Origin of the sequence: Streptomyces sp. MK37H (assembly GCF_018035285.1) — a bacterium.
GTDB lineage: Bacteria > Actinomycetota > Actinomycetes > Streptomycetales > Streptomycetaceae > Streptomyces > Streptomyces endocoffeicus.
In genome coordinates, this window is sequence record NZ_JAAAYH010000315.1 from 1 (window position 1) to 10,779 (window position 10,779).

The following is a 10,779-nucleotide window of genomic DNA, read 5'->3' on the forward strand; positions in this document are numbered from 1 at the left end:
CGTAGGGGTACGACGGGCTGGGCCACCGGACAAGACACGCCGCAGGCGTGATCGGCACGGCAGGATTGATTCGGCTCGTGCCCCTGCTTAGCGTCCCGCATGAAGGGCAAGAAGATCCCCACGTCCCGCACGACCCCTACCAAGGGAGCCCGTATGAAGCTCGCCTTCTCCACCCTCGGCGTCCCCGGTATGCCCGTGCCCGACGTGGCTCGGCTCGCCGCCGGGGCCGGGTATCACGGCGTCGAGCTGCGCGCCCACCCCGAGGAGCCGGTGCACCCGGGGATCGGGGCGGACGAACGGGCCAGGGTGGCGGCGGAGTTCCGGGACGCCGGGGTCGAGATCCTCACCGTCGCCGGATATGTGCGCGCCGCCCAGGCCGGGCCGGACGAGCCGGTGCTGACCGGGCTCGGGGAGCTGCTGGAGCTCGCCCACGACCTGGGCGCCCGCAATGTCCGGGTCTTCCCCGGCGGCGGGGAGCAGAGCGCCGAGGAGGCCGACGCCACGGCCGCCCGGCGGCTCGCGGCGGCCGCGCCCCGCGCCGCCGACCTCGGCGTACGGCTGCTGCTCGAGACCCACGACTCGCACCGGACGGGCGCGGACGCGGCCCGGGTCCTCGGGCTCGTGGGCCATGGCAGCGTGGGGGCGATCTGGGACGTGATGCACACCTGGCTGGGCGGCGAGGACCCGGCCACCAGCTATCCGGCGCTCTTCGCCCATCTGGGCTACGTCCAGGTCAAGGACATCGCCTCGGCCGAGGACACCACTCCGCTGCCGCTGGGCGAGGGGGTGCTGCCGCTGACCGAGTGCGTGGAGCTGCTCAGCCGCGAGGGCTGGGACGGCTGGCTGGCCTGGGAGTACGAGAAGCGGTGGTATCCGCAGGCACGGGAGTTCCCGGAGCTGCTGGACCCGGGCCGGGAGCATCTGCTGCGGCTGCTCGCCGACGCGGCCTGAGCTCCCGGCTCGGGGTCGGCATCGGCCCGTCGTGACGGCTCGACCCGTCGTGACCGCTCGGCCCGTCGTGACCGCTCGGCCCGTCGTGACGGCTCCACCCGTCGTGATCGCTCGGCCCGTCGTGACCGTTCGGCTCGGGCGGCTCGGGGTGGCGGCGCGTCCCGAGGCGCATACGGCTCAGCCTCCCGGCCGGGAGCGACGTCAGCGCCACGCCGCCCACCAGCAGCGCCGCCGCCAGCCAGCGCGGTCCACTGATGCCCTCCCCCAGCACCAGCGCCGCCGAGGACATCCCGAAGACCGGAACCAGCAGCGAGAACGGGGCGACCGCCGAGGCGTCGTAGGTGCGCAGCAGAAAGCCCCAGACCCCGAAGCCGAACACCGTGGTGACCCAGGCGACATAGACGATCGCGCCCACCCCGGCCCAGTCGAGCCGACTCAGCGCGTCCAGATCGGGCCGCGCGCCCTCGAACATCAGCGAGAGCAGGAGCAGCGGCAGCACCGGCACCAGGCTCACCCACACCATGAAGTTCAGGGCGTCCGGCGGTGCAGCCTTGCGGGTGAGGACGTTGGAGACCCCCCAGAAGGCCGCCGCCGCGACGACGAGGACGAAGCCGAGGAGCGGCCCCGAGGTGCCCTCGTCCACGGCGGCCACCGCGATCCCGGCGAGGGCGACGGCCATGCCCAGCAGCCGCCGCCGGCCGGGGCGTTCGGCGAGGACGACGGCCGCGAACAGCGCCGTGAACACCGCCTGGATCTGCAGCACCAGCGAGGACAGCCCGGCGGGCATCCCCTCGTGCATCCCGATGAACAACAGCCCGAACTTCGCCACGCCCAGGGCCAGCCCCACCCCCAGGATCCATCGCCAGGCGACCCTCGGCGGGCCGACCAGGAAGACGGCGGGCAGCGCGGCTACCAGGAACCGCAGGGCGCAGAAGAGCAGGGGCGGGAAGTGGTCGAGGCCCACTTCGATGACCACGAAGTTGACCCCCCACAGGGCCGTGACCAGCACGGCGAGGGCTATGTGCACAGGTCGCATGGGTCGAGGATCAGCCGCCCGGACCTTGTAGCACCAGCGCGGATGTCTTCATGCTTGGATGCAGTAACGATTAAAGGTGCGAGGAGGAGGGCCAACTGTGCTGGATCTGGGCCGACTGCGGGCTCTGCACGCGGTGTCCGTGCACGGCTCGGTCAGCGCCGCCGCGATCGCGCTCGGCTACACCCCGTCCGCCGTATCGCAGCAGATCGCCAAGTTGGAGCGGGAGACCCGGACGACCCTTCTGGAGCGGCAGGGCCGGGGCATCGCGCTGACCGACGCGGCCCGGCATCTGGCCGCCACCGCCCAGCAGCTGCTCGCGATCGTCGAGGAGGCCGAGACCACCCTGGAGGAGCGGCGCGGACAGCCGACGGGCCGGCTGGTGATCGGCGCCTTCGCCTCGGCGGCGCGCGGGCTGATGCCCGTGGTGCTGGCCGCGCTCATGACCGAACACCCCGCCCTGGACGCCCGGTTGCTCGAAGTGGACCCGCATCTGTCGGTGGACCTGGTGGCGCAGGGGGTCATCGACCTGGCGGTGGCCCATGACTGGGACATCGCCCCGCTGCCCGCCCCGGAGGGGCAGGAACGGGCGGTCATCGGGGAGGATCTGTGCGATCTGCTCGTCCCGGCCGGACATCCGCTGGCCCGGGTGGCCGCACGGCGCCCGCTGCGCCGCGAGGACCTGCCGGGCCAGCGGTGGATCTGCCAGCCGCCGGGGTCGGTGTGCCACGACTGGCTGGTCCGTACGCTGCGCGCCTCGGGCCATGAGCCGGACCTGGCGTACCAGGCGGCGGAGAACCACACCCAGATCGCCCTGGTGGCGGCCGGTCTCGGCGTCGCGCTCATGCCCCGTCTCGGCCGCGGTCCGCTGCCGGACGGGGTGCTGGCGCTGCCCCTGGAGCCGGTCCCGGTACGGCGGCTGTACGCCCTGTGGCGCCCGGGCGCGGCCCGCCGCCCCGCCATCACCGAAACGGTGCGGCTGCTGGGCGGCCTCTGGCCGCGCCGCATCAGCTGAACGGCCCTGCGGGCGCCGCCACTTGGCGCAGCCACGCCTCGGGCGCCACCACTTTGGGCCCCCACCACTTTGGGCAGCCACCACTTCGGGCCGCCACCACTTCGAGCCGCCGCCACTTTGGCCCCCTACGCCCCGCTCACCACCGATTCGCGGTACGCACACCATGTGCGGAACCGGCGCGGGGCGCCGTACGTCGAAGCGGCGTGCTGATGGGGAGTCTCCGCGCGGCGGCAATCGGCCTCGCCGCCGGCTGCGTCGCTGACCACCTCACCGCCGCCCGCGGCCAGCAGCACCCCGCCGCCGACGCGACACCCCTCCCAGAGCGTCGGCGGCGCCCAAGCCCTCAGAACCTCAGCCCGGCAGGCCCTTACACCGGCAGCTCCGCCTCGATCAGGTCCGCCGCCCGGTCCGGCCCGCCCTCCGCGGCCATCCGCGCCTTGAGCGCGGCGCAGCGAGCGGCCACCTCGGGATCGTCCACCAGATCGAGCACCGCCTTGCGGAGCGCCGGAGCCGTGGCCTCCTCCTTGGGCAGATGGCGGCCGACCCCGAGCCCCTCGAGCGTGTCCGCGTTGCGGAACTGGTCGACGGCCTGCGGCACGGCGACCATCGGCACCCCGCAGGCCAGCCCCTCCTGGGCGCCGCCCGCACCCGCGTGGGTGACGAACGCGTCGGCCTTCCGCAACACGCTCAACTGCGGTATCCACGTGTGCACTTCGACATTGGCCGGGATCTCGCCGAGATCGGCCGGGTCGACGAACTCGCCGACCTGGAGCACCACGTACCAGCCCGGCAGATCGCCGAACGCCGCGACACACGCGCGGTAGAAGCCGGGCTCCCTGGTCCAGGTGGAGCCGAGCGAGACCAGCAGGATCCGGTCGGTCTCGGCGGCCCGCTCCGGGCGGCGCCACTCCGCCACCTCGCGGCGGGCGCTCTGGCAGCCGCCGACGAAGCTGTAGACGGAGGTGTCGACGCGGTCGGCGTTGGGCTGGAGCAGCTCGGGGATGAGGGCGACACAGCGGCTGGGGCGGCCGATGAGCCGGTCGGGGTCGGTGCCGGCCAGGCCGTTGCCCTCGAGCCAGGCGCGGTAGCGCGCGTAGTAGGCCCGGCCGCGCTCCGACCGCCGCATATGGGCGTACATCGGCTCGAAGACCTCTTCGCGGTAGCCGTCCCAGGGCACGAAGCTGGGCGCGAGTTCGACGGCGGACACGCCCCACCGATGGGCGAGGACATGCGCCGGGTAGGCCGTGACGTCGTACATCACCAGGTCCGGCTCATCGCCCTCGTAGGCCGCCAGATGCTGCGGAAGTGCCTGCTCCGCCTCGGTGAGAAACGGCTCGATGTAGTCGATCAGATCGGAGCCTCTGGCGCCCGGCACATTCTCACCATGGAGGATCGAGGTGTAGGTCTTCGGCTCGGCGCCGGTTTCGGCCACCTTCTCGGCGAACGACTCGGGGATGGCGTAGGTAACCCGGTGGCCGCGGGCCACCAGCTCGCGGATCACCTCCAGGCTCGGGTTGACGTGCCCGTGTGCCGCGATGCCGAACATGGCGATGTGTGTGGGGGGCTTGGCACCCGTCGGTGGGGTCATGAAAACGGAACATAAGCGAGAACGGATGCCTCATACAAATACCGCGCATACCCGGTCGAGAGTTTAGTACCGGTTTCGTGCAGGCACCAGATCACGGTCTTTAACCAGTCTTTTCCTTTACGCTTCCGGGCCACGCGGCGGAGCCGCATATCGATGCTGTGGGAAAGGCCAACTTTCCTTGACCCGGCCGCGGTTTGTGTCCCAGCGTGTCCTGCACACTTATGGCCGCCCCCTCCGAACGTCCCATGGAAGGAGTGCGGGTGCACACGACGTCTCGCCGCGCCCTGCTCACCGCCACCCTGGCCGCCGCGGCGGCCGGTGCCTGCAGCGGACCGACGAACAGCTCCCCCGCGCCCGCGGCCCCCGCGCGCCGCACCACCGCCGGTTCCGGCAACCCGTCCGCGGCCCCCTCCCGGCCCACCACGGAGCCCGGCCGGGACCACGAGCGCGACCGCCGGCGGATCGACGAGCTCATCGGGCGGATGACGCTGGACCAGAAGATCGGCCAGCTCTTCGTGATGCGGGTGTACGGCCATTCGGCCACCCGCCCCGACCCCGCCGATGTCGCGGCCAACCGCGAGGAGATCGGCGTCGACAACGCCGCCGAGCTGATCGCGAAGTATCACGTGGGCGGGGTGATGTACATCGGATGGGCACACAACATTCGCGATCCCCATCAGGTGGCCGCGCTCTCCAACGGCATCCAGAAGGCCGCGCTGGCGACCTCCGTGCCCGTCCCCGTCCTGCTCTCCACCGACCAGGAGTACGGCACCGTCGCCCGGGTCGGCGCGCCCGCCACGCTGTTCCCGGGCGCCATGGCGCTCGGCGCGGGCGGCAGTGAGGCCGACGCCCGTACGGCCGCCCGCACCGCGGGGGCGGAGCTGGCCGCGCTCGGCATCCGGCAGGACTACGCCCCGATCGCGGACGTCAACGTCGACCCCGCCAATCCGGTGATCGGCGTGCGCTCCTTCGGCGCCGATCCGAAGGCCGTGGCCCGGATGGTGGCGGCCCAGGTGGAGGGCTATCAGAGCGCCGGGGTCGCGGCCACCGCCAAGCACTTCCCCGGCCACGGCGACACCAGCGTGGACAGCCATGTCGGGCTGCCGCGGATCACCCACTCCCGGAAGGAGTGGGAGCGGCTGGACGCACCGCCGTTCCGGGCCGCGATCGAGGCCGGAATCGACTCGATCATGACGGCCCATCTGCTCTTCCCCGCACTCGACCCGGCCGACGACCCCGCCACGCTCTCCCGCCCCATCCTCACCGGTGTGCTCCGCGAGGAGCTGGGCTACGACGGGGTGGTGGTCACCGACTCGCTCGGCATGGAGGGGGTGCGGAAGAAGTACGGCGACGACCGGGTGCCGGTGCTGGCGCTCAAGGCGGGCGTGGACCAGCTGCTGAACCCGCCGAGCCTGTCCCTCGCCTTCGAAGGCGTACGCAAGGCCGTCCGGGCCGGCGAGCTCAGCGAGGACCGCATCGACCGCTCGCTGCGGCGCGTCCTCGAACTCAAGGCGCGCCGGGGCCTGTTCGACGATCCGTACACCAGCGACCGCGCGGTCAACCGTACGGTGGGCACCCGCGAGCACCGCGCCACCGCCGACCGCATCGCCGAGCGCACCACCACCCTGATCACCAACCGCGGCGGACTGCTGCCGCTGTCGCCGCGCCGCCACCGCGACCTGCTGGTGGTGGGCGTGGACGCCGCAGCGCCCTCCGGCACCGGCGGCCCGCCGACGTCCGTCCTGGCCCGCGCCCTGTCCGGCCTCGGCTTCCGCACCGAGGCGCTCACCACCGGCACCGCCAGCTCCCCCGGCCCCTCCCCGCAGCGCATCGAGGCGGCGGTCGCGGCGGCGCGGGAACGGGACGCGGTGATCGTGACGACGTACGACATCGCCTCCGGCTCCGCCCAGCGCACCCTGGTGGCACGGCTGGTGGCCACCGGCGTGCCGGTGGTGCACCTGGCCCTGCGCAATCCGTACGACATCGCGCGCCTGAGCGGCCGCGACGCGGCTCCCGGCGCCTCGCTGGCCGCCTACTGCTGGACGGACGTGGAACTGCGCGCCGCCGCCCGCGTCATCGCGGGCCGGACCGCCCCGCGCGGCAGACTGCCGGTCGCGGTCCGGCACGCGGACGACCCGTCCCGGGTGCTGTACCCGATCGGACACGGGCTGACGTACTGAGAGGCTTTCGCTCACCGGGGCGAAGTGGCTTCGCCCCGGTCGTCGGTCACCTCACCGAACGGAGCGTGGCTCATCAGGGCCGCAACACCGGCTCGCGCTCGGTCTCGCGGCGGTCGAGCTTCGCGTTGTGCCGGGCGAGGGGCTTGCTCGTCGGGCTGACGCCCGCCCATCGCTGCACCTCGGCGGTTGCCTTGGCCTTCTGGTCACCCGTCAGCTGGGCGATGCTGGAGCCGTGGTTGCCGCCAGCCACCGTGTAGACGTAGGCGTCCTTGGCGCCCTTGCCGACCTGGAAGCGCTCGGCACCCCACGGGTCGTTCTGGCCGTAGACGAAGAGCATCCGGTGGGCGTCGTGCCGGACCCAGCGGTCGATGTCCCGCATCACGCCCTGCTTGAAGCGCATCGGGATGTCACGCGGCACATAGCTGCGCGGGGCGTAGATGCCGGGGTAGCGCAGCAGCCCGGCCAGGTGCGGGGTCTTGAAGGTGGGCGAGCCGAGCTCGGTGCCCGCCTGGTAGTAGTACGGCGTGTAGGTCTCCAGGCCCTGGTCGGTGTAGGCGGAGAAGCCCGAGATCTCGTCGATGAAGCCGTACAGCTCGTCGGTGGACGCGGTCGGGGCGGGGACGTCCGCGCAGTCCTTCAGCAGGTGGTACTGCCAGAAGGCCCACACCAGGTCCAGGACCACGTTCTCGTACGCCTTGTCGGCGCTGCCGACGACGGTGAAGGTCTGCTTCTCGTCGTCCGCCCACTTCTGGTAGCGCTTCACGATCTCGTCGCGCCGCACCAGCGCCTCGCGCTGCACCGCGTTGAGCTTGGTGCGGCATTCGGCGGTGCCGACGCCTGCGAAGAAGCGGTCGTAGGCGGAGTCCTCCTTGTCGGCCACGTCGTTGGGCGCGACGTAGGCGACGGTGCCGTCCATGTCCCGGGGGTAGAAGCGGCGGTAGTAGGTGGCCGTCATCCCGCCCTTGCTGCCGCCGGTGGCCAGCCACTTCTTGCCGTAGATGGGCTTCAGGGCCCGGAAGAGGCGGTGCTGGTCGCTCGCGGCCTGCCAGATGTCCAGCTTGGACCAGTCGGCGGGCTGGGGCCGGGAGGGAGTGAAGAAACGGTACTCCATGGACACCTGGTTGCCGTCCACCAGCTGCGTGGGCTCACTGCGGCGCGGTGCGGTGGTGACGTTGTAGCCCGAGGTGTAGAAGACCGTGGGCCGGTCGGTGGCCTTGTGCAGCAGCGTGAACCGCTGCTGGAAGGTGCCCTTGGAGGGATGCCGGTGGTCCACCGGCTGGGCGTAGCTGAAGACGAGGAAGCGATAGCCCTCGTAGGGCTGCTCCGCCTCGAAACGCATTCCGGGAATCGCCAGGACACGTTCCTTGATGTCCGGCTGGGCGGGGGCGGCCGGCGCCGCGGACGCGCTTCCGGCGCCCGCGCCGACCGTCCCCACCAGTATCGCGAGCGACAACAGCCATCTGAGCATCTTGCGCATGCACCCTCCCCTTGTTGCCGTGATGACCCTTTGCCCCGTGAATTCGCACAGGTCGCCGAGAACCTATCCGGGCACACACTCGCGTCGCCAGATGCCGTCAACGCTCCAACCCGAGGCCGAATACGGAGAGTTGTTACCGACGCCCTCTTTCGTAGCGGGCTGTGATGGCTCATGCTGCCTGTATGGACCGAGACGAACGGCACGACCGGAGTGAACGGGCCGAGCGACTGACGCGGTATCTGAACGAATTGCAGGAACGGATCGATCCTCGCTCGCTCGAGCTGCTGATGCGGCTGCTGCGCGAGTTGAGCACCTCACCGGCCGTCCGCGGGGGGACGTACGAGCTCGGGATGGGGCCGGAGGAGAAAGAGCTGTTCACCCCTGCTCTCCAGGCCGAGCTGCTGGTGCTGTTCGGCCTGCTCACCTCCCAGGACGAGCGTGTGGTGGTCGACCTCGGGGACAGTCCGCACGCCAAGGGCATGAAGGTGCTGGTGCCTCAGGAGCGGGCCGAGGACCCCGACTTCCTGCACCGCCACAAGCAGCGGGTGGCGGCCGAGGCGGAGCAGCGGGAGCGGGACCGGCGGGAGGTGGAGGGCATAGCGAGGGCCAGCGGCATGGAACCGTGACGTTACCGTACGTAACTAAGGGCGAACGCTGAGCGTTACCGCCCCGAAGGGGCGCGGGGAACTGCGCGACCGGCCACGACGGCGCCGCAGCCGACCGACGACGCATCCCGGCACGTCGAGCGGAGCGCTTAGCGGAGCGCCTAGGCTACGGCGGGGGCCGTCTCGCCCGTGAAGGTGCGCCACAGCGCGGCGTACCGGCCGTCCCGCGCCACCAGCTCCTCATGGGTGCCGTCCTCGACGACCCGGCCGTGGTCCAGGACCACCACCCGGTCCGCACGGGCGGCGGTGGTCAGCCGGTGGGCGACGACCAGTGTGGTGCGCCGTCCCGTCAGACGATCCGTGGCCTGGTTGACCAGGGCCTCGGTGGCCAGATCGAGCGCGGCCGTGGCCTCGTCGAGCAGCAGGATGTCCGGGTTCACCAGCTCGGCGCGCGCCAGCGCGATCAACTGCCGCTGCCCGGCGGAGAGATTGCGCCCGCGCTCGGAGACCTCGTGCAGATAGCCACCGTCGAGCGACGCCACCATGGCATGGGCGCCGACCGCCCGCGCGGCGGCCTCCACCTCCGCGTCGCTCGCGCCGGGCCGTCCGTAGGCGATGGCGTCGCGCACCGTCCCGGCGAAGAGATACGGCTCCTGCGGGACCACCCCGAGGTGGCCGCGGTATCCGGTGAGGTCGAGTTCGCGCAGATCCACACCGTCCACCCGCACGGCGCCCTGCGTCGGGTCGTAGAACCGCGCCACCAGCTTGACCAGAGTGGACTTACCGGCCCCGGTCTCCCCGACGAACGCCACGGTCTGCCCCGAGGGGATCGTGAGCGAGATGCCCGCCAGCGCCTCCTCGCCGTCCCCGTACCGGAACCGCACATCGTCGAAGGCGATCTCGCCACGCATCGCGCGCACCTCGCGCGGGGCCTCGGCCACCGGTGTGGTGGTGGGCTCGCGCAGCAACTCCTGGATGCGGCCCAGCGACACGGTGGCCTGCTGATAGCCGTCGAAGACCTGGGAGAGCTGCTGGACGGGGGCGAAGAACAGGTCGATGTAGAGGAGATACGCCACCAGCGCGCCCGCCGTCAGGGTGCCGTCCCCGACCCTCCCGGCGCCCACGATGAGCACCAGCGCGGAGGCCACGGACGACAGCAGCTGGACGAACGGGAAGTACACCGAGATCAGCCGCTGACCGCGCAACCGCGCCTGGCGGTAGGAGTCGCTGCGCGCCGCGAACCGCTCCCGGCCGGACCGCTCGCGCCGGAACGCCTGCACGATCCGCAGCCCCGCCACGCTCTCCTGAAGGTCCGCGTTGACCACGCTCACGCGCTCGCGGGCCAGTTCGTACGCCTTGACGCTGCGGCGCCGGAACACCACCGTGCCGATGATGAGCGGCGGCAGGGTCAGGAAGACCACCAGCGCGAGCTCCACGTCGATGATGAGCAGCGCCACCAGGATGCCGAAGAAGGTCAGCAGGCTGACCACGGCGGTGACGAGGCCGGTCTGGAGGAACGTGGACAGCGCGTCGACGTCGGTGGTCATCCGCGTCATGATCTTGCCGCTCAGCTGGCGCTCGTAGTAGTCGAGACCGAGCCGCTGGAGCTGGGCGAAGATCTTCACGCGCAGGGCGTAGAGCACTCGTTCACCGGTCCGCCCGGTCATCCGGGTCTCGCCGATCTGGGCGGCCCACTGCGCGAGGACGACGAGGAGCGCGAGCCCGGAGGCGGCCCATACCGCGCCGAGCGAGAGCCGCTGGACGCCCTGGTCGATCCCGTGCCGGATGAGCACGGGCAGCAGCAGCCCGGCGATCGCGTCCACGGCCACGAGCGCCAGCGCCACCAGGAGCGGCGCCCCGAAGCCGCGCAGCAACCGCCGCAGCCCGTACGCCTCCTCGGGGCGGGCGGCCCGCTCCTCGTCGATGTCGG

7 protein-coding genes and 1 pseudogene are annotated in these 10,779 nt (G+C 71.8%); 4 read left to right on the forward strand and 4 right to left on the reverse strand.

From position 1 onward, the window contains the following. Nucleotides 1-153 precede the first annotated feature (153 nt). Entirely contained in the window at nucleotides 154-951 is a 798-nt protein-coding gene (locus tag GWI24_RS45750) for a sugar phosphate isomerase/epimerase (RefSeq protein WP_247617154.1), read from the forward strand. A 154-nt stretch (nucleotides 952-1,105) separates the two neighbouring features. Here GWI24_RS45750 and GWI24_RS32090 read toward each other — a convergent pair. Further along, nucleotides 1,106-1,987: pseudogene (locus GWI24_RS32090) on the reverse strand (EamA family transporter); the annotation flags it as partial. 97 nt (nucleotides 1,988-2,084) lie between these two features. On the opposite strand from GWI24_RS32090, the gene GWI24_RS32095 reads away from it, so the two are divergent. Continuing rightward, complete coding sequence (locus tag GWI24_RS32095) at nucleotides 2,085-2,999, forward strand: LysR family transcriptional regulator (protein ID WP_210949559.1); 915 nt, start codon at nucleotides 2,085-2,087, stop codon at nucleotides 2,997-2,999. A 367-nt stretch (nucleotides 3,000-3,366) separates the two neighbouring features. Here the strand turns inward: GWI24_RS32095 and GWI24_RS32100 are convergent, their stop codons facing one another. Further along, nucleotides 3,367-4,587 carry a macrolide family glycosyltransferase gene (locus tag GWI24_RS32100; RefSeq protein WP_210949561.1) on the reverse strand — a complete coding sequence of 407 codons (1,221 nt, stop codon included), beginning with the start codon at nucleotides 4,585-4,587 and terminating at the stop codon, nucleotides 3,367-3,369. A gap of 245 nt (nucleotides 4,588-4,832) precedes the next feature. On the opposite strand from GWI24_RS32100, the gene GWI24_RS32105 reads away from it, so the two are divergent. Further along, nucleotides 4,833-6,767 (forward strand): glycoside hydrolase family 3 protein, encoded by a 1,935-nt coding sequence (locus GWI24_RS32105; protein WP_210949574.1) that lies wholly within the window; start codon nucleotides 4,833-4,835, stop codon nucleotides 6,765-6,767. Between the two features lie 73 nt (nucleotides 6,768-6,840). On the opposite strand, the gene GWI24_RS32110 is transcribed toward GWI24_RS32105, so the two are convergent. After that, the gene (locus tag GWI24_RS32110; protein ID WP_210949562.1) at nucleotides 6,841-8,244 is read right to left on the reverse strand and encodes a S28 family serine protease; all 1,404 of its coding nucleotides are present in this window, start codon (nucleotides 8,242-8,244) and stop codon (nucleotides 6,841-6,843) included. Between the two features lie 182 nt (nucleotides 8,245-8,426). Between GWI24_RS32110 and GWI24_RS32115 the strand changes: the two genes are divergently transcribed. Continuing rightward, on the forward strand, nucleotides 8,427-8,870 hold the full coding sequence (locus tag GWI24_RS32115) for a hypothetical protein (RefSeq protein ID WP_210949564.1): 444 nt from the start codon (nucleotides 8,427-8,429) through the stop codon (nucleotides 8,868-8,870). Nucleotides 8,871-9,010: 140 nt separating this feature from the next. Here the strand turns inward: GWI24_RS32115 and GWI24_RS32120 are convergent. Further along, nucleotides 9,011-10,779 (reverse strand): ABC transporter ATP-binding protein (locus GWI24_RS32120; protein ID WP_210949572.1); only part of this gene is annotated, 1,769 nt, incomplete at its 5' end.

What these genes read in the sequence shown, in the direction of transcription:
- GWI24_RS45750 (WP_247617154.1), top strand. Translation starts at nt 154, where the DNA reads ATGAAGCTCGCCTTCTCCACCCTCGGCGTCCCCGGTATGCCCGTGCCC.
- GWI24_RS32100 (WP_210949561.1), bottom strand. Translation starts at nt 4,587, where the DNA reads ATGACCCCACCGACGGGTGCCAAGCCCCCCACACACATCGCCATGTTC.
- GWI24_RS32105 (WP_210949574.1), top strand. Translation starts at nt 4,833, where the DNA reads ATGGAAGGAGTGCGGGTGCACACGACGTCTCGCCGCGCCCTGCTCACC.
- GWI24_RS32110 (WP_210949562.1), bottom strand. Translation starts at nt 8,244, where the DNA reads ATGCGCAAGATGCTCAGATGGCTGTTGTCGCTCGCGATACTGGTGGGG.
- GWI24_RS32115 (WP_210949564.1), top strand. Translation starts at nt 8,427, where the DNA reads ATGGACCGAGACGAACGGCACGACCGGAGTGAACGGGCCGAGCGACTG.